Source organism: Enterococcus sp. AZ095a, assembly GCF_050546735.1.
GTDB classification, from domain to species: Bacteria; Bacillota; Bacilli; order Lactobacillales; family Enterococcaceae; genus Enterococcus_D; species Enterococcus_D entomosocium.
This window is the reverse complement of the sequence record NZ_CP172953.1, coordinates 1,159,302-1,177,579: the sequence shown is the minus strand read 5'-3', so window position 1 is coordinate 1,177,579 and position 18,278 is coordinate 1,159,302. Positions and strand designations below refer to the sequence as shown.

Below are 18,278 nucleotides of genomic sequence, written 5' to 3'. Positions count from 1 at the left end.
GATTCTATGCCAAAAAGCAAAAAACATGGTTTCCTGTATTACAAAGGAAACCATGTTTTTTTCTAAACCAAAAGCGAGTAAAGTGATTGATTTTGCTGAAGGTTGATGTAGCCTTGATCAAACTGTTCAATTCGTGACAGTAATGCGGGTAGATCGTTTTTTTGTTTCAACAAGATTCCCAGCATTACTGGTCCTGTTCCACGATTGATTTTTTTCGTATATTCAAACCTCGTGATATCATCATCAGGCCCTAATACATGGCTAACAAATTCCTTCAACGCACCGGGACGTTGTGGGAAATTGACGATAAAATAATGTTTCAATCCTTGATAAATCAGTGATTTCTCTTCGATCTCTGCCATGCGGGAACTATCATTGTTACCACCACTCACAATACAGACGACCGTCTTGCCTTTGATTTGCTCTTTGATCTCATCCAGGGCTGCCACGCTCAAGGCACCAGCTGGTTCAGCGACGATCGCTTGTTTGCTGTATAATTCTAGAATCGTTTGGCAGATTGCACCTTCTTCCACCGTTACCAATTGATCCACATAGCGTTTGGCATGGGCATAGGTCTGAGCTCCGACTTGTTTGACTGCCGCACCATCGACAAAGGTTTCAATATGCTCTAAAGCCACCGGTCCTTGGTGATCAAAGGCTGCTTGCATCGAGGCGGCCCCTACAGGTTCTGCTCCAACAACTTTTATATTTGGCTGCTTTTCTTTCAAATAGGCTGCGGTCCCGCTGATCAAACCACCGCCACCAATGGCAGCCACCACTAAATCGATCGATACTTGTTTTTTTTCAGCATCCGCCAACATTTCCACGGCTACTGTTCCTTGTCCTGCGATAATATTGGGATCATCAAAAGGAGCAATGAAAGCCATTTGCTTTTCTTTTGCAAATTGTTTGGCAGCCTGCGCCGCCGCATCAAAGGTATCTCCCACCAATTCGATTTTGACGTAGTCGCCGCCGAAAAAGAGAACTTGCGCGATTTTTTGTTGCGGCGTCGTTGTTGGCATGAAAATGACCGCATGGATCTGCTGTTCTTGGCAGGTATAAGCAACGCCTTGGGCATGATTTCCGGCACTGGCACAGACGACGCCACGACTGGTCTGCACAGGATCTGCTTGGGTGATCGCATAGTAGGCACCTCGTAATTTGAAGGAGCGGACTTTTTGCAAGTCCTCTCGCTTCAACAAAACCGTCGCTTGGTATTTTTCAGATAAAAAGCGATCATACTGCAGCGGTGTATGACTAACTGCTCCCCGCAGTCGTTCATATGCTTGTTCGATTGCAGAAATTGTCACCAACAAACGCGCCACCTCTAATCTTTCGCAACAAACGGCATCATTTTCCGTAACTCGCTGCCGACTTTTTCAATTTGATGGTTGCCGTTTTCTTCACGCATTTTATAGAATTCAGGGAAGCCATTTTGATTGTCTTCAATGAATCCTTTCGCGAATTGACCATTTTGGATATCTGTCAATACGGCTTTCATGTTTTCTTTGGCTTGTGCGGTGATCACCCGAGCACCGGAAACGTAGTCGCCATACTCTGCCGTATTCGAGATCGAATGGCGCATTTTTTTGAATCCTCCTTCATAAATCAAGTCAACGATCAGTTTCAATTCATGACAGACTTCAAAATACGCCAATTCCGGTTGGTACCCGGCTTCTACCAATGTTTCAAAGCCCGCTTCGATCATGCTGGTCAAACCGCCACAAAGTACGGCTTGTTCCCCGAAAAGATCGGTCTCGGTCTCTTCTTTAAAGGTCGTTTCCAAAACGCCGACCCGCGTGGCACCAATGCCTTTTGCATAAGATAAAGCTGTCGCTTGTGCGTTGCCAGTCGCATCTTGATAGACTGCAAATAAGGCTGGCACCGCAAACCCTTCGGTAAAGGTTCGACGCACCAAGTGGCCCGGTCCTTTAGGCGCAACTAGGAACACATCCACCTCTTCTGGCGGCGCGATCACATCAAAATGAATATTAAAACCATGCGCAAATGCTAATGCATTGCCGGCAGAAAGATTCGGTTCGATCTCATTTTTATACAACGATCCTTGGATCTCATCGGGTGCCAAGATCATGACTACGTCCGCTTTTTGAGTGGCTTCGGCTACTGGAAAGACTTCAAATCCGTCGTTTCTTGCAGCTTCTGCTGACTTTCCTTCACGAATGCCGATAAAGACTTCATGACCTGTGTCCCGTAAATTTTGCGCATGAGCGTGCCCTTGAGAGCCGTAGCCGACGATCGCAATCTTCTTGTCTCCTAGATTATCTGTAACTTCCTCGTTGTAATATACTTTTACCATACTTGTTTCCTCCGAATTCTTTCTTTATTTTAAGCAATTCAAAATTGCACTTACCCTCTTGTAAAGCCAGTGACACCCGTTCGTGCCAACTGTTTGATCCCGTAGGGACGCAAAACTTCGATGCATGCTTCTACCTTTTTCGTATCACCGGCAACTTGCACAACGATCGTTTTCAGTGCGACATCGACAATGTGCGCTCGAAACGGATCAATCACTGCTTGGATCTCCGAGCGGCTAGTGGTTGGTGCATTGACTTTGATCAGCACCAGCTCTCGTTCGATATGAGGAACTTCTGTAATATCAGAAACCTTCAAGACATCTATTTGTTTATTTAAATGCTTGGTCACTTGTTCTGTTTCTGCCAAATCGTTCACGTTGACAATGATCGTCATTCGTGAAAACTCTGGCCGTTCCGTTGTGCCGACAGAAATACTCTCGATATTGACCTGCCGGCGGTTTAAGACACTCGTGATGCGGCTCAAAACACCTGCTTCATTATGGACGATTGCTGCTAATACCCGTTTCATCCCCTTAGACCCCCATCATTTCATGATTGGCTTTCCCCGGTGGGATCATCGGCAACACATGCTCTGAGGGCGAGACCATTACTTCGATCAGTTGCGGCCCCGTATGTGCAAAAGCTTCCGCTAGCATAGCAGAAAGCTGAGTGGGTTCATCGATCCGACAGCCTTCGATGCCATAAGCTTGTGCTAGTTTAACAAAATCAGGTTGCTGTGCAAAAACAGAGGCAGAGCGTCGTTTGCCATGAAATGTTTCTTGCCATTGGCGGACCATTCCTAACGAACGATTATTCAACAAAACAAATTTGACATTCAAGCCATACTCATTCAAAATAGCAAATTCCTGGTTTGTCATTTGGAACCCGCCATCGCCAACAAACACCACGACCATTTTTTCTGGATGAGCAAATTGGACGCCAATTCCCGCAGGGATACCATAGCCCATCGTGCCTAGTCCGCCACTGGTGATCAACTGCTTAGGAAAGCGAAACGGATAATACTGCGCGACCCACATTTGATGCTGCCCAACATCGGTGATGACGTAAGCCTCTCCTTTGGTCAAACGCCCTACTTCTTCGATGACTTTTTGCGGTTTGATTTCTTGTGCTTGAGTGCGATCATAGCGATAAGGCTTTTCCGTCTTCCGTGTTTGGCATAGATCCGACCAGGCAGACCACGTTCCTCTAGTTGGCGGATACCGTAGCATCTGTTGCAAAGCAGCCTTGGCATCGCCGACGATTGGGATCTTTGTCTCTACAATCTTGCCGATCTCCACCGGGTCGATGTCGATATGAGCAACGATGGCCTGCTTGCCGAACTGACTGCCGGCAGTCGCTAAGCGATCATCGAAGCGAGAGCCGATATTGATAATCAAATCGGCTTCTGATAAAGCCATGTTCGCCGCATACGTTCCATGCATACCGCCCATGCCCAAGAAAAATTGATGATCATTTGGCAGTAAGCCTAAGCCGAGCAACGTTGTGACTGTCGGCAACTTGTACTTGGCAATAAATGCATTTAATTCAGCCGCAGCTTCAGCCGCGATCACGCCTGCACCAGCCAGTACCACTGGTCGCTGTGCTTTTTCTAAAACGTGCATCAATTTTTCAATTTGCAGACGGGAAGGCTCTGCATTCGGTTGATAACTTTTCCTTGTGATCGGCAATGAGCAGGTTTCAGCGGTTTCTTGCAATGTAATATCTTTCGGAAGGTCGATCACAACAGGTCCCTTACGCCCAGTTGAAGCGATGTGAAAGGCTTCAGCGATCACTTTCGGTAAGTCATCCACACAACGGACTTGGTAATTGTGTTTCGTGATCGGCAACGTGATACCTAGAATATCCGCTTCTTGAAAAGCGTCTTTGCCAATTCCTGGTACGGCCACTTGCCCCGTGATAACCACCAACGGTACGGAATCGCTCATAGCATCGGCAATGCCCGTGACGACATTCGTAGCACCTGGACCACTTGTCACTAAAACGACCCCAACATTGCCAGTAGCTTTGGCATAGCCTTCAGCGGCGTGGATCGCGCCTTGCTCGTGACGCGTCAAAATATTCGGAATCGCTGCATCATATAATTGGTCATATAACGGTAAGACGGCGCCACCCGGGTAGCCAAAGATCATTTCGACGCCTTGCTCTTGCAAGCTGTCCACTAACACTTGCGCGCCAGTCCTTAGATGCGATGCTTGATAGTCGATGTTTTCCATTGCTACTCCTCCTCATCAGGTACTCGCATAATCCCGCCCGTATTCGCAGAGGTCACTAAAGCGGTATAACGTGCAAGCCATCCTTTTTTTACTTTTGAACGAAACTTCGGTCGTTCTTGCGCACGCTTGGCAAGCTCTTCTTCTGAAACTTGCAGATTTAGCGTTCGATTTGGCAAATCAATAATGATCTCATCGCCATCGTTGACTAGTCCTAATGGACCACCGGCTGCAGCTTCCGGAGAAATATGTCCAACTGCGATCCCCCGCGTCGCTCCTGAAAAGCGGCCGTCTGTAATCAAGGCGACATCTTTGCCTAACCCACGACCAACGATACTTGAGGTAGGCGCCAGCATTTCCGGCATTCCCGGCCCCCCTTTCGGGCCTTCATAGCGGATCACTACAACATGTCCTTTTTGTACGGTATGATTGTCGATTGCTGCGACTGCTTCATCATGAGAATCAAAACAGATCGCTTTCCCTTTGAACACTTGGACACTTGGATCGACCCCGCCAACTTTGATGACACTGCCTTCTGGGGCGATGTTTCCGTACAAGATCGATAGACCGCCAACTGGACTATACGGGTTTTCTTTCGGATGGATGACTTCTTCGTTGTGGATCTTCGCTTCAGCGACATTTTCTCGTAACGTCTTACCGGTAACAGTCGGTCGATCGGGATGAATCGCTCCTTCGATATCACATAGCTCCCGAATGATCGCTGAAACGCCGCCAGCTTCATGAACATCGTGCATCGAATAGGCTGATGATGGCGCGATTTTTGAGAGATAAGGCACTCTTTTAGCGATTTCATTGACCCGTCTTAAGTCATAATCGATCTCAGCTTCATTGGCGATCGCTAATGTATGCAGCACTGTGTTGGTGGAACCCCCCATCGCCATGTCTAAAGCGAAGGCATCATCAATAGCTTCTTTGGTCACGATGTCTCGAGGTTTCACTTGTTTTTCAACAAGATCCATCAACTTAAAGGCGGCTTGTCTAACTAGTTCTCGTCGTTCTTCAGACACGGCAAGAATCGTACCATTGCCTGGCATTGCCAATCCTAAGATTTCTAAGAGGCAATTCATCGAATTGGCAGTAAACATTCCTGCGCAGGAGCCGCAACTCGGACAGGCATTTTGTTCCATAAACTCAAAATCTTCTTTTGTCATATTACCCGTCTTGTACGTCCCAACGGCTTCAAACATGGAAGATAAGGTTATTTGATGTCCCCGAGGATCAATGCCGGCTTTCATAGGACCGCCGGAACAAAAAATTCCTGGTACGTTGGTCCGCATGGCTGCTAAGATCATGCCAGGAGTGATCTTGTCACAATTTGGGATATAAAATACGCCGTCAAACCAGTGGGCATTGATGACGGTTTCTGCAGAATCAGCGATCAATTCTCGGCTAGGTAGCGAATATCGCATACCGATATGTCCCATCGCAATGCCATCATCTACGCCGATTGTATTGAACTCGAAAGGGATGCCGCCAGCTTCACGAATCGCTTCTTTTGCGATATCTGCTAACTCCCGTAAATGCACATGCCCAGGCACGATATCGATATAGGAATTACATATCGCAATAAATGGCTTGTTCATATCATGGATATTTTTAACTTGTCCTGTGGCATAGAGCAGACTCCTAGCTGGCGCTGCATCGATCCCTTTTTTAATTTGATCACTTCTCACACTCATCATCTCCTGCATTTTGGAATAAAAAAAAGCATCCCGGTTATAAAAAACTGGGATGCTTTGCCAGAATCCCATTTTACTTACGCAAATAGGACTCAAACAAACGGATAATTTTTGCTTCCGTGTTCTAAGTCCTGGTATCAATAATAATGACTAATAAATATTGATTAAAATTACGCATAGAAAATGGCTCCTTCATTAGAAATAGTAACGTTCTTGTAATTGTTTACCAATATACCCTTTGCAAAATCACTTGTCAACGAATTTTCTGAATTTTTTTTCAATAATGACAATTCCAAGGAACCCTTTCTCACATCAGATGTCATTTAATCGCTTGCTTCTTTTGATAAGAATGACTTTTAAATCACCTTTATTCTTGCTTGAGAATTAAAGTGTGCCAGCAACCCATGTTTTTTTTAGACCAAAAGAAAAACAAAAAATAATTTTGAATTTTCTGACAATAACAACCGATTCTTTTCCCATTCGTTCCGCCTGCATGGTGGCAGTCCCTATTTAGACAAAAGAAAAAACCCTTGATTACTCAAGGGTTTCTACAAGACTCAATTATTTCACTGCGTCTTTAAGAGCTTTACCTGGTTTGAATGCAGGTACTTTGCTAGCAGGGATCTTGATTTCTTCACCAGTTTGTGGGTTGCGTCCTTTGCGTTCTGCACGAGAACGAACTTCAAAGTTACCAAAGCCGATCAATTGAACTTTTTCACCGTTAGCTAAAGCGTCTTGAATTGTTGAGAATACAGCGTCTACTGCTGCAGTTGCGTCTTTCTTAGTTAAGTCAGTAGCTGCTGCAACTTTTTCGATTAATTCTGCTTTATTTGCCATGGATGGTTTCACCTCCTGATATTTTTTTTGATGTCATGCATCAACAAAAATCTTGAGTGGTCCAAGGTTTTTGTCAAATATTGATTACCATCAATATTCTGATATAACGTTATCATAAGAACCTTGTAATATCAAGGATTTTAACGTTTTTAGGGGGTTTTTTTTTGGTTTTTTCCCATTTTTCTAGAAAAGGACAGATTTCTTTGTAAAAAGAAACAAAGTATGATAAAATCTCTATTTTCTTCTGCGTGGAATGATCCGAATCGGCGTTCCTTCAAAAGTGAATGCCTTGCGGATTTGATTTTCTAAGAAACGCGCATAAGAGAAATGCATCAGTTCTTCTTCGTTGACAAAAATAACAAAAGTTGGCGGTTTGACAGCCACTTGCGTCGCATAAAAAATCTTCAAACGTTTGCCTTTGTCTGTTGGTGTTGGGTTGATCGCCACCGCATCCATAATGACGTCATTCAACAACGCAGATGGAATACGCATGTTTTGATTCATGCTGACTTCTTCGATCAACTGCGGCAACTTATTCAAGCGCTGTTTCGTCACTGCGGAAACGAAAATGATTGGTGCATAATCCAAATATTGGAATTCATCTCTGATTTCTTCTTCAAAATCACGCATCGTATTCGTTTCTTTTTTCAATGTATCCCATTTATTGACAACGATAATGATTCCACGGCCTGCTTCATGGGCATAGCCAGCGATCCGTTTGTCTTGCTCGCGAATTCCTTCTTCGGCGTTCAAGACCATCAAGACGACGTCTGAGCGTTCAATGGCCCGCATTGCTCGCATGACACTGTATTTTTCAGTAGATTCGTAGACCTTCCCTTTTTTACGCATGCCGGCGGTATCGATCATGGTAAATTCTTGACCGCTTTCGCTGGTAAAATGGGTATCGATCGCATCACGAGTCGTTCCTTCGATATCTGAAACAATTACTCGCTCTTCTCCAAGAATCGCATTGATCAAAGAGGATTTCCCGACGTTTGGTCGACCGATCAAACTAAACTTGATGATGGAATCGTCTTCTTCTTCCGCTTCATTGGTAAAGTGTTTGACTGCTTCATCTAGGACATCACCGATCCCTAATCCATGACTTCCTGAGATTGGGTATGGATCGCCCAGACCTAAACCATAAAATTCATAGATATCGTTGCGCATCTCGGGATTATCAACTTTGTTGACCGCTAAAATCACGGGTTTGTTGCTTTTGTATAACAAACGAGCCACAAGCTCGTCAGCATCTGTTACTCCTTCACGAGCACTCGTAATAAAAACAATGACATCTGCTTCATCGATGGCGATTTCTGCTTGATGCTTGATTTGATCCATAAACGGCTCATCACTTAAATCGATCCCACCAGTATCGATTACGCTAAACTCACGGCCTAGCCATTCACCAGTGGCATAAATACGATCTCTGGTCACTCCTGGAGTATCCTCAACGATCGAAATTCGTTCTCCAGCTATCCGGTTGAAAATGGTCGATTTCCCCACATTCGGACGTCCAACGATCGCTATTGTTGGATTTGACATTTTTTACCCTCCATTTAAAAAAGCAGTCCTTGTACGCTGCTTCTTGTATTCAATCTTACTTAGTTTACCTAAAGCCATGGAAAGTTGCAAGCTTTCTCGGCAAACAAAAAATCAGCTTATAACAAATTCAAACATCGAATCGTTATAAGCTGATGGCATACAATTACTCTTCGTCGCTGTCTTTTAAGGCATCGCCTAAGATATCACCCATGGTAAACCCAGTTGATTCTTCTGGCAATTGATAATCATCCTCTGAAAATTCTTGTGTTTCATTGGTGTTTTCGGCTTTTTCTAATGCTTTGATACTTAATGCGATTCGGTGTTCTGAAGGGTTCACTTCGAGCACTTTCACTTGCACTTCATCGCCTTCTTGTAAGACTTCATGTGGTGTCGCAATGTGTTTATGGGAGATTTGTGAAATATGGATTAGCCCTTCAACACCTGGGAAGACTTCCACAAACGCACCGAAGCTTGTCAAACGTTTAACAGTCCCAGTTAAGACACTGCCAACAGCCGCTTGCTCTTCAATATTGGTCCAAGGTCCAGGCAATGTGTCTTTGATTGAAAGAGACACACGTTCTTTGTCTGCATCAACAGATAAGATACGGACGTTGACGGTATCTCCCACAGACAAAACGTCACTCGGTTTGCCAACATGCCCATGTGAAATTTCAGAGACATGGACAAGTCCATCGATGCCGCCTAGGTCCACGAAGGCACCAAAGTCAGTCAAACGAGCTACTTTTCCTTCTACTTCTTGTCCTTCATATAAATCAGCTAGTAAAGCTTCTTTTTGTTTTGCTTTTTCTGCTTCAACAACAGCTTTATGAGAAAGGATCAAGCGGTTTTCAGAAGGCTCGATCTCAACGATTTTAAAGGTCAATGTTTTCCCTTTGTAATCTTCAAAATCCGCAACAAAATGATCTTCGACCATTGATGCTGGAACAAACCCACGAACCCCTACGTCAACCACTAATCCGCCTTTAACGACGTTGGTGACTGGTGCTTCGATGATTTTTCCTTCTTGGAAATCTTTTTCGATATCTTCCCAAACTTTTTTCGCATCTAAGCGACGTTTAGAAAGGAGATAGCTGCCATTTTCTTTGTCTTTCCCAATTGCTGAAATCACAACTAATTCTAAGACATCCCCTACTTTGACTGCTTCGTTGATGTCTTCAACAGGTAAAGTCGATAATTCTTTTGCAGGAACAACGCCTTCGACACCGGCGCCTTCGATCCCTACGATCGCTTGTTTATCCTCAATGGCCAATACCTCGCCTTTAACGATATCTCCAACTTTTACTTCTTGGAAATTGTCTAAAGCGGCTTCCATTGATTCATTTCCACTCTCAACCTGATTATTTTCAAATTCTGTCATCTCTCATGTCCTCCTAACCAACAATTCTGCAATAATTGCACTACATCTTTTAGTTTAAAATAGAATGAAAAAAAAATAAAGCGATTTCTCTTATTTTCCTAAAAAACTACGGTTTTTTCGTTGAAAAAGTCTTTTCACGTCTGTTTTCTTGCTTGCTTTCATCTTTTTCGTAGGAAAAATAAAAAAACAATGGGGAACACCCATTGTTTTCGCTAGTCGATCTTTTCTTGGATCGTTTTTTTGATCGCTTCTACGACTTGCTCGATTGTTAAACCGGAGGTGTCAATTCGAACGGCATCTGTTGCTTGTTTCAAAGGGGAGACTTCCCGATGAGAATCCAAGTAATCTCTTTGCTGAATCTCTTCTTTTAAAGTTTCATAATCGGTACCGATCCCTTTTTGCTGATTTTCTTTGAAACGGCGCTGCGCCCGTTCTTCCACACTTGCTACCAGAAAAATCTTGACTTCTGCTTGTGGTAAAACCGCCGTACCAATATCGCGGCCATCCATCACGACACCGCCATCTTTAGCGATCATCTGCTGTTGTTGGACTAGTTTTTCGCGGATCGCAGGGTATGCCGATACCTTCGAAACTGCGTTGGTTACTTCTGGCTGACGGATCGCTTCTGTGACTTGCTCTCCTCCTGCAAAGACCTCTTGACCGTGTTCAGTCGGTTCAAAAGTGATGGGGTATTGATCGATCAAAGCAGCGATCGCCGCTTCATCCTCTAATGAACAGCCGCTTTTTAAGGCCAAATACGTGATGCTGCGGTACATGGCCCCGGTATCTGTATAAATAAACCCTAAATCATTGGCGATGATTTTTGCCACGGTACTTTTCCCAGATGACGCCGGACCATCAATAGCGATGTTGATTTTTTTCATTTTTCTTACTCCTCGTTTCCCAACGATGTGTATTCCTTCATCGTTTCTGCTTATCGTTCACCTTGGCTTCTTCCTACCAAGAAAAAAAACCGCCAAAGCGGTTTTTTATTTAATTCGTAATGTGTCGCCAGGGTATAGCATGTAGTTGTTTGGATCAATCCCATTTAATTGATATAGGGTTTCAACTGAGATGCCTGTACGGGCTGCCACTTGTTCAGGACCTTCACCTGCTTGCACCGTCGTGTATTCCTCGGTACCAGTCGCTCCTTGCCCTTGATTATTTTGCGTAGTGTCTTGCCCTGCATTGTTTTCCTGTTGAGCCGGCTCACTACTACTTGATGGCGTTGTTGAAGCTGGTGCAGAACTGCTACTGCTTGATGAAGAACTTGATTCACTTGTTGACGAACTCGTTTCACTTGTCGATTCAGCAGTTGATGATTCCGTTGTTGATGACTCAGTTGTCGAAGATTCTGTCGTACTTTCTACTGTACTGCTCGAACTTGCTGCGGTCGGGGCATCACTGTTATGATTCAACACCCAAATACCGGCACCAACCGGAATTGCCACGATCAAGAAAAGCAAAACTAAAACGATCGTCAAAAAGAGTGAATTCCCACGCTTTTGTTTTCTTTGTTGGGATCTTGATGCAGAATCATCGTATTCTGTATCATAGATTGGTTGTTCCCACGGTTCTTGATTTTCTGAATTGTAGTCATTGTCTTTCTTGCTCACTCGTATTCCCTCCTAGTTTCCTTCCGATGTATTATACCATAGGTAAATAAAAACTGTCCTGCAAAATACGATTCAATTTATATCTTTAAAAATTTTTATTAAACGTTCTTGCCAATGAAGGATGACTTTTTTTTCTAAAAGCTCTTCTTCCGCTGCCAATTCGATCCCGTCATTGTCGCAACAATAAGGATTTGCTGGTGCTTCTTCCCCAAAGTGCGCCAATAAAAACTGGCGACGACAGCCGGTAAAATGAATATAAGCCAACATTTTTTGTAATTGTTCTTGCTTTTGCTGTTCGTTTTGTTTTAGCGTTTCCAGCCAAAACGCAGCCCCCAACTCCTTCATCTTCAGCTGCCATTTTTCTTGCAGCGGTGTCAAAGGTCCTTTCATCTTTTCCTGATCCATTCGTTCTAAAGCACGGCGTTCTTCTTTGTTTTCTCGCTGAAAGAAGTAGTGAATCTGCTCATCGTGTTCCTGATAAAGCAAGATCGCACTGCTTTGTTTGCCATCGCGGCCTGCTCGACCGATTTCCTGACTGTAGTTTTCCAGCGAATCAGGCAAGTCATAATGGATCACAAAACGAATATCTTCTTTATTGATCCCCATCCCAAACGCATTGGTTGCGACGAGCAATTTTAGTTTATTCTGAGAAAACTGCTGCTGCAACGTTTTTCTTTGATCGCTCGCTAGACCACCATGATAATAGCCTACCGAATAGCGCTGACGCAGTTTGTTATAGACTTCTTCGACTTTGCTTCTTGTGGAACAATAGATGATCCCAGCCCCGCCTAAGCGGCTGAGATAGTCTGCCAATGCCGCATCTTTGTCTGACGTTTTCTCTACGAACAAGCCGATATTGCTGCGGTTCATCGAATAACGGTAGACATTGGCGTTCTTTGCTAACAACACTTGCCGAATATCTGCTTCGACTTGCGCCGTGGCAGTAGCCGTCAATGCTAATGTGACGGGTGCCTTCAACCGTTTTTTTACTTCACCAAGCTGCAAGTACTCTGGTCGAAAATCAATGCCCCATTGGGAAACACAATGAGCTTCATCCACCACGAGCATAGCGATCTTAGCTCGTTCGAGTTGTTGCAAAATGGCTTCTTGCACGATCATTTCTGGACTTAAAAACAAAAATTTGTACTGCGATAAATGCTGCATCACATAGTGACGATCGGCAAGGTCCAGTTGACTATTAAACGCAATCGCGCGTTTTTCCCCTTGCTTTTGTAGGCCATAGACTTGATCTTCCATTAAAGAAACAAGCGGTGAGATAATGATTACGATGCCATCTATGAGGTACCCTGGCAGCTGATAACAGAGACTTTTGCCATTCCCGGTAGGCAAAATCGCCAACGTATCTTGCTGCGCTAAAACACTTTCGATGACTTCTTTTTGTCCTTGACGAAATGTTTTGAAGCCAAAGTACTGATTCAGTGCGTTTTCTAACATCGAATCCCCCGTTTCTGAGCAATCTGTAACAAACGGATCGTCAAAAAATCAGTCGTAAGAAGCTCCTGTAATTCTTGATAGCTGTTTTTCCAAGAAGTTTCTGGCAGCTTATTCAGCAATGATGTATCAAAGCGCTGATACGGAAATGTCGGATCAAGCAGTGCCCACTCAATCAAATGATCATTAACAGTTCCTCGTTTGATCCTTCTTTTTTCCATAATCTGCTCGACAGAATCGCCTCGCAAAAACAATGCTCGGCTTTCCACCATGCTTTGGTTTAAATTTCTCTTCAGAAAAGGCGACAATCCTCGAAACAGGATCGTCTGGGGCGTTTTTTCGATCAAGGTTAAAAATTGATGGATCGAAGCTCCTACATAAAGAGTGGCCCAAGGCTTACTTTGAACATTTTCTGGTAAAAGCTGAAAAAACGCCTGCCCTAGAATATCTGGACCCGATAAGGTGCCCGCTAAAAAATCTGCCATTTCTGCGGGAAGCTGGTCAAAAATTGCTGATAGCTCTTGATACAGGCACTTTTTGATGTCAGGATTGTGACGGATCAGCTGACGGACAGGTTCTGTATAGAGTGGCGTGTTTTCAACGGGAATATACTGATTGGTCACGCCTTGATACGCAGCTGCTTGAACCAGCAGCCGAACAAAACGCCAAGCCTCCTCCGTCGTTCGTCCATAACGAAAGTAATTCGCATAACGCAACAATCGTTCACCTGGCTGCTGGCTGTTTCTAGCGGTCGTTTTGAGCAGCAGACCATCTGAATCTCGACTTAGAGCCCCTCGTTGGATCAAGTTAGCGAGCGTCTGTTGATACGCTTTCTCATTCAACTGGGGCAACGATTGAAAGAGACCTAAGCGATCATAAAATAAGGCATAACTCAAGACAGAGCTAGTACGCTTACCAATGAGAATTTGATAAAGTGTTGATGGGCGCAGCTTGTCAGTATCAGAAAACAGCGCTAAAATAAAAGAATCCATATCTTCCTCCCAGAAAGGACTAAAAAATGTCACAACGCTGTAAAATTGTTCCTGAGCGCTGCATTGCTTGTGGACTATGTGCGATCTATGCTCCCGAGATCTTCGATTATGATGAAGATGGGATCGTTTTATTTGCCCAAGAACCGAGTGCACGGCAACAGTTTATCATAGAAGAACAACAAGAAAAAGTCAAAACTGCTTATCGCAAATGCCCCACCAGAGCGATCCTTATAGAAAAATAAAAAAGTCGACCTGCCATTAACAGACCTTTCGTCTGCCACAGCAAGTCGGCTCATTTTTTATTTTCCTATAGCAGAATGATGGGGCTGCTTACGAGCCAACCATGGGAGCAGTTTGGCATGTAGTGCTAAAAAGACGGCACTGACGATCGCTCCTTTAACCAAATTGAAGGGTAAAATCCCGATCGCCACATATTGCGGCAAAGACATCCCTAAAAATTGATCGGCTGTGACCCCGAAAAAGCGTAGATAAAGCGGTGTGATCACAAATAGGTTCGCCACACTCATAAAAATCGTTACCGACAAGATACCGCTGATGACACCAACCATTTTGTTTTTGGTGTGGATACCTTTGCGGAAAAAGTAGTACATTGGCAAAGTAAAGGCACATGATGCTAAAAAGCTTGCCGTATCTCCCACCATATCAGCAGGTGAAAAACCAGATAAGAACAAATGCAGGACCGAACGAATGAAGGCAGTCACTACCCCACTCCAAGGACCAAATAAAAACATCATGATCATCACGGGAATATCACTAAAATCGATCTTTAAAAAGCTGAATGCCGGAAAAATTGGAAAAGCGATAAATTGCAAAATTGTTCCCATAGCAGCACACATGGCGATCGTCACCATTTTTCTTGTTTTGTTGTTCATCAGTATAAATCCTCCTAAGTTCAGGATTCCTCTTCAAACGAACCTATTAAATTTCCTCGGCTTTCTTGTCGGCGCCAGACAAAAAATGCCCTCTTTTTTCCACAGGGAAAAAAGAGGGCATTCGAAATAGCCATAAGCAAATCAAATACGCTCTATCTTCTTTATCCAGACTGTACTGTCGGTATCGGAATTTCACCGATTCAGCTATTTCCGAAGAAATAGGTCGTGGACTATAACCACCGGTCGGGAATTGCACCCTGCCCCTGAAGACGAACCTTTATTCTATTTATTACATGTTTTATTATACACAAAATCTAAAAATTAACAATAGTTACGTTTTCAGATACTTTTCAACTATTTTGCACTGTTTTTCAGCTGGCTGACTTCTTTCTTCGACAACTCTCGGTATTCCCCTGGACGAAGACCTTTTAAATCTAACGGACCATAGTTTTCCCGTTTTAGTTTTTGCACAGGCAAACCAACTGCTTTTAGCATGTTTTTGACTTGATGATTGCGACCTTCGTGGATTGTCAATTGCACAATACTAGATTGTGCCGTTTGGTCTGTCGATAAGATTTCAAAGCGAGCAGGCGCGGTCTTACGCCCTTCGATCCGAATTCCTTTGGTCAATGGGAGCAGTTGCTTTTTATCCGCAATGCCTTTGACCTTGGCAACATACACTTTTTCGACTTCGTGTTTTGGATGCATCAGTGTCTGTGATAATTCCCCATCATTTGTCAGTAGCAGCAAACCGGAGGTATCATAGTCCAAGCGGCCGACTGGATACACCCGTTCAGGGACTTCAGCAAAATAATCCAAAACGACTTTGCGTTTTTTATCATCTGTTACAGCTGAGATCACGCCACGAGGTTTATAGAACAGATAATAGACATGTTGTTCTTGTTCGATCGGAACGCCGTCCACTTCAACGACGTCTTTTGAACCGACTTGGACCCCTAATTCTTTGATTACTTGTCCATTGACTCGCACACGGCCTTCGGTTATCAATCCTTCAGCTTTTCTTCTTGAGGTGATGCCGGCATGGGCAATCACTTTTTGCAAACGTTCCATCTTCATTCTCCTTCTGTTTCTGCTTGTTTGTAGCGGTCGTAAAAAAGATCAAACGGTGCATCTTCTTCAAGTTCATCTTCCATTGATTGGATGTCAGGCAATTCAGCCAAACTTTTTAAGCCAAAATAATCCATAAAGTATTCCGTCGTACCGTATAGGATCGCTCGTCCTGGTCCGTCCACGCGTCCCTTTTCTTCAATCAGCCGCTTTGCCACCAGTTTTTGGACCGAACCGCTGGATTGAACGCCGCGAATCTCTTCTACTTCCATCCGAGTGATCGGTTGCTTATAAGCAATGATCGACAAAGTTTCCAAAGCGGCTTGCGACAATGAACTCCCCATCGGTGATTCGGCGTATTTCTTCAATAAAGGGGCAAATTGCTTTTTAGTGGTTAAAATAAAATGATTGCCAACTTCTAGAATATGCAACGCGGTATGTTCATTTTCTTCATATTGCTGATTTAGTTCCTGCAAATGCTGATAGACACTGGCAGTATTACTTTTGACTAAATAACTCAGTTCTTCAAGTCCGATCCCCTCATCACCGACGACGAATAAGATCGCTTCTAATTCACTATATTTACTCATCTTCTTTACCTGTTGGATAGAGCAGAATCGACGCATAATTGTCTGATTGCTCTACTCGAATCGTTCCTTTTTTCATTAATTCTAACAATGCCATAAAGGTTACCACAACTTCTGTTTTATTGTAAGAAGTAAAAAACGAATCAAAGCTGCGGCCTTTTTTAGCACTCACATGTTGCATCTCCAACTGAATCGCCGCCATCTTTTCATCGATGGTGCTTTCATCAGGAGAAATCTTGGTTTCTAGTACTTGGCGATTTTTCTTTTTCTCGATCATTTTTTGAAAAGCCAAAAAGAGATCGATCGTGTTGAATTGATTGGCTCTTAATTGATCTTCTTCCTCTTTGTATTCATCGACATCCATCGGATCTTTCGTGTAATACAAACTGCGCTCTTCCGCTTTTTCTGAAAGCTGTTCGGCTGCGTACTTAAATTTTCGGTATTCTAGCAGTTGTGCCACCAGCATATCCCGCGGATCTTCTTCGTACTCTTCGACTTCAGCAATCAACTCTTGTTTAGGCAACAGCATCTGGCTTTTGATCGCCATCAAAGTCGCCGCCATGACTAAATACTCTCCAGCGACTTCTAATTCTAAAATTTTCATGGCATGGATGTACTGCATGTATTGTTCGGTGATGGTAGCAACTGGAATATCATAAACATCGATCTCCAGTTTTTTGATCAAATGAAGCAGCAAATCCAACGGTCCTTCAAAGACAGCTAATTTTATTTTGATTTCTTCCATTCCATCCTCGATTTCTAGGCGCGCGGAAAGTGCTGCTTGTACACTTCCGTCATCCGTTTCTTCGTTATATGCGTGTAAATCTGAGTGGTCGAGATGTCTGCGTGCCCTAGCAACTCTTGAACCGTTCGTAGATCTGCCCCGTTTTCTAATAGATGGGTCGCAAAACTATGGCGCAGCGTATGGGGAGTCACATTCTTGGTGATCCCAGCTTGTCGAACCAAGGCTTTTAAATTTTTCCAGATCCCTTGACGAGACAGTTGCGTACCATGGTTGTTTACAAACAGATGGCTTTCATCCGGCGTTTTTCTCGTCAAATACGGACGCGCATCGCTGAGATAGGTTTCGATCCATTGAATCGCTAAGTCCCCTAATGGAACGATCCGTTCTTTGTCGCCTTTTCCGGTTGTTTGCAACAATCCCATACTTAAATGCAGATCGTTTAATTTTAACCCGATCAACTCACTGACGCGCAAGCCCGTCGCATACATCACTTCCAAAATCGCTCGGTCACGGATGCCCAAAACTGCTCGCGTATCCGGTGTTTCGATCAACCGCTCCACTTCTTGTAAACTCAAGGTATCAGGCAGCTTCTGCTGTTTTTTTGGTGAATCAATATGCTGCATTGGATCATGATCGGTAAACCGTTCTTGACGCAAAAATTGATGGAACCTTCGCAAACTGGAAACCATCCGAATCACGGTTGCCGAGGATTTTCCCGCTTCTTGCAGACTTTGCAAAAAAGACAAAACGATCACTCGGTCGATCTGCTGCCACTGAGTGACTTGTTTTTTTTGTAAAAACGCAAGATACTGTTGCAGATCTCGCTGGTAGCTGGCACGGGTATTTTGGGATAGCCCGCGCTCAATGGTCAAATAATGAAGATAATCAATGATTTGTTCGTTCATGGGCTTCCTCTACT

At 43.9% G+C, this 18,278-nt stretch carries 18 protein-coding genes and 1 riboswitch; of the genes, 1 reads left to right on the top strand and 17 read right to left on the bottom strand.

Going from position 1 to position 18,278, the window contains the following annotated elements:
- Positions 1–62: 62 nt before the first annotated feature.
- The 12 genes from ilvA to IGJ26_RS05420 all read right to left on the bottom strand — a co-directional run bounded on the left by ilvA (position 63) and on the right by IGJ26_RS05420 (position 14,066).
- Complete coding sequence (gene ilvA, locus IGJ26_RS05475) at positions 63–1,325, bottom strand: threonine ammonia-lyase IlvA (RefSeq protein WP_194199412.1); 1,263 nt, start codon at positions 1,323–1,325, stop codon at positions 63–65.
- A 2-nt stretch (positions 1,326–1,327) separates the two neighbouring features.
- Positions 1,328–2,317 carry a ketol-acid reductoisomerase gene (gene ilvC, locus IGJ26_RS05470; protein ID WP_008381047.1) on the bottom strand — a complete coding sequence of 330 codons (990 nt, stop codon included), beginning with the start codon at positions 2,315–2,317 and terminating at the stop codon, positions 1,328–1,330.
- A 50-nt stretch (positions 2,318–2,367) separates the two neighbouring features.
- Positions 2,368–2,844: an acetolactate synthase small subunit gene (ilvN, locus tag IGJ26_RS05465; protein WP_005229349.1), complete on the bottom strand. Its 477-nt coding sequence runs from the start codon at positions 2,842–2,844 to the stop codon at positions 2,368–2,370.
- Positions 2,845–2,848: 4 nt separating this feature from the next.
- Positions 2,849–4,549: a biosynthetic-type acetolactate synthase large subunit gene (gene ilvB / locus IGJ26_RS05460; RefSeq protein ID WP_086316991.1), complete on the bottom strand. Its 1,701-nt coding sequence runs from the start codon at positions 4,547–4,549 to the stop codon at positions 2,849–2,851.
- Between the two features lie 2 nt (positions 4,550–4,551).
- On the bottom strand, positions 4,552–6,240 hold the full coding sequence (gene ilvD / locus IGJ26_RS05455; RefSeq protein ID WP_194199411.1) for a dihydroxy-acid dehydratase: 1,689 nt from the start codon (positions 6,238–6,240) through the stop codon (positions 4,552–4,554).
- Positions 6,241–6,807: 567 nt separating this feature from the next.
- Positions 6,808–7,083 (bottom strand): HU family DNA-binding protein, encoded by a 276-nt coding sequence (locus IGJ26_RS05450; RefSeq protein WP_003126821.1) that lies wholly within the window; start codon positions 7,081–7,083, stop codon positions 6,808–6,810.
- A gap of 234 nt (positions 7,084–7,317) precedes the next feature.
- Entirely contained in the window at positions 7,318–8,628 is a 1,311-nt protein-coding gene (gene der, locus IGJ26_RS05445) for a ribosome biogenesis GTPase Der (protein ID WP_005237082.1), read from the bottom strand.
- A 163-nt stretch (positions 8,629–8,791) separates the two neighbouring features.
- Positions 8,792–10,006: a 30S ribosomal protein S1 gene (rpsA, locus tag IGJ26_RS05440; RefSeq protein WP_430599939.1), complete on the bottom strand. Its 1,215-nt coding sequence runs from the start codon at positions 10,004–10,006 to the stop codon at positions 8,792–8,794.
- Positions 10,007–10,218: 212 nt separating this feature from the next.
- Complete coding sequence (cmk, locus tag IGJ26_RS05435) at positions 10,219–10,890, bottom strand: (d)CMP kinase (protein WP_005237085.1); 672 nt, start codon at positions 10,888–10,890, stop codon at positions 10,219–10,221.
- Between the two features lie 105 nt (positions 10,891–10,995).
- Complete coding sequence (locus IGJ26_RS05430; RefSeq protein ID WP_005237087.1) at positions 10,996–11,622, bottom strand: SAG1386/EF1546 family surface-associated protein; 627 nt, start codon at positions 11,620–11,622, stop codon at positions 10,996–10,998.
- Between the two features lie 72 nt (positions 11,623–11,694).
- Positions 11,695–13,077 (bottom strand): RecQ family ATP-dependent DNA helicase, encoded by a 1,383-nt coding sequence (locus tag IGJ26_RS05425; RefSeq protein WP_005237092.1) that lies wholly within the window; start codon positions 13,075–13,077, stop codon positions 11,695–11,697.
- Complete coding sequence (locus IGJ26_RS05420; RefSeq protein WP_194199410.1) at positions 13,071–14,066, bottom strand: helix-turn-helix domain-containing protein; 996 nt, start codon at positions 14,064–14,066, stop codon at positions 13,071–13,073. Before IGJ26_RS05420 ends, IGJ26_RS05425 begins: the two co-directional genes overlap by 7 nt.
- Before the next feature lie 26 nt (positions 14,067–14,092).
- Here IGJ26_RS05420 and IGJ26_RS05415 point away from each other — a divergent pair, with 26 nt between their 5' ends.
- Complete coding sequence (locus IGJ26_RS05415; protein WP_005237096.1) at positions 14,093–14,308, top strand: ferredoxin; 216 nt, start codon at positions 14,093–14,095, stop codon at positions 14,306–14,308.
- 57 nt (positions 14,309–14,365) lie between these two features.
- Here the strand turns inward: IGJ26_RS05415 and IGJ26_RS05410 are convergent, their stop codons facing one another.
- The 5 genes from IGJ26_RS05410 to xerD form a co-directional block, all read right to left on the bottom strand.
- The gene (locus IGJ26_RS05410) at positions 14,366–14,959 is read right to left on the bottom strand and encodes an ECF transporter S component (protein ID WP_016613081.1); all 594 of its coding nucleotides are present in this window, start codon (positions 14,957–14,959) and stop codon (positions 14,366–14,368) included.
- A 150-nt stretch (positions 14,960–15,109) separates the two neighbouring features.
- A riboswitch (FMN riboswitch) is annotated at positions 15,110–15,234 on the bottom strand.
- A gap of 79 nt (positions 15,235–15,313) precedes the next feature.
- Positions 15,314–16,030 carry a pseudouridine synthase gene (locus tag IGJ26_RS05405; protein WP_034872188.1) on the bottom strand — a complete coding sequence of 239 codons (717 nt, stop codon included), beginning with the start codon at positions 16,028–16,030 and terminating at the stop codon, positions 15,314–15,316.
- A gap of 2 nt (positions 16,031–16,032) precedes the next feature.
- Positions 16,033–16,617: an SMC-Scp complex subunit ScpB gene (scpB, locus tag IGJ26_RS05400; RefSeq protein ID WP_005229316.1), complete on the bottom strand. Its 585-nt coding sequence runs from the start codon at positions 16,615–16,617 to the stop codon at positions 16,033–16,035.
- Positions 16,610–17,359 (bottom strand): segregation/condensation protein A, encoded by a 750-nt coding sequence (locus tag IGJ26_RS05395; protein WP_008381030.1) that lies wholly within the window; start codon positions 17,357–17,359, stop codon positions 16,610–16,612. The genes scpB and IGJ26_RS05395 overlap by 8 nt, the downstream gene beginning before the upstream one ends.
- 14 nt (positions 17,360–17,373) lie before the next feature.
- Entirely contained in the window at positions 17,374–18,264 is an 891-nt protein-coding gene (gene xerD, locus IGJ26_RS05390) for a site-specific tyrosine recombinase XerD (protein WP_005237104.1), read from the bottom strand.
- Positions 18,265–18,278: the final 14 nt, after the last annotated feature.

Bases quoted from the DNA above. Each gene is read 5' to 3' on its own strand.
- IGJ26_RS05425 (WP_005237092.1), bottom strand. From the start codon at position 13,077: ATGTTAGAAAACGCACTGAATCAGTACTTTGGCTTCAAAACATTTCGT.
- ilvN (WP_005229349.1), bottom strand. From the start codon at position 2,844: ATGAAACGGGTATTAGCAGCAATCGTCCATAATGAAGCAGGTGTTTTG.
- scpB (WP_005229316.1), bottom strand. From the start codon at position 16,617: ATGAGTAAATATAGTGAATTAGAAGCGATCTTATTCGTCGTCGGTGAT.
- IGJ26_RS05420 (WP_194199410.1), bottom strand. From the start codon at position 14,066: ATGGATTCTTTTATTTTAGCGCTGTTTTCTGATACTGACAAGCTGCGC.
- ilvB (WP_086316991.1), bottom strand. From the start codon at position 4,549: ATGGAAAACATCGACTATCAAGCATCGCATCTAAGGACTGGCGCGCAA.
- IGJ26_RS05415 (WP_005237096.1), top strand. From the start codon at position 14,093: ATGTCACAACGCTGTAAAATTGTTCCTGAGCGCTGCATTGCTTGTGGA.
- xerD (WP_005237104.1), bottom strand. From the start codon at position 18,264: ATGAACGAACAAATCATTGATTATCTTCATTATTTGACCATTGAGCGC.
- IGJ26_RS05405 (WP_034872188.1), bottom strand. From the start codon at position 16,030: ATGGAACGTTTGCAAAAAGTGATTGCCCATGCCGGCATCACCTCAAGA.
- IGJ26_RS05410 (WP_016613081.1), bottom strand. From the start codon at position 14,959: ATGAACAACAAAACAAGAAAAATGGTGACGATCGCCATGTGTGCTGCT.
- rpsA (WP_430599939.1), bottom strand. From the start codon at position 10,006: ATGACAGAATTTGAAAATAATCAGGTTGAGAGTGGAAATGAATCAATG.
- der (WP_005237082.1), bottom strand. From the start codon at position 8,628: ATGTCAAATCCAACAATAGCGATCGTTGGACGTCCGAATGTGGGGAAA.
- IGJ26_RS05450 (WP_003126821.1), bottom strand. From the start codon at position 7,083: ATGGCAAATAAAGCAGAATTAATCGAAAAAGTTGCAGCAGCTACTGAC.
- ilvC (WP_008381047.1), bottom strand. From the start codon at position 2,317: ATGGTAAAAGTATATTACAACGAGGAAGTTACAGATAATCTAGGAGAC.
- cmk (WP_005237085.1), bottom strand. From the start codon at position 10,890: ATGAAAAAAATCAACATCGCTATTGATGGTCCGGCGTCATCTGGGAAA.
- IGJ26_RS05395 (WP_008381030.1), bottom strand. From the start codon at position 17,359: ATGGAAGAAATCAAAATAAAATTAGCTGTCTTTGAAGGACCGTTGGAT.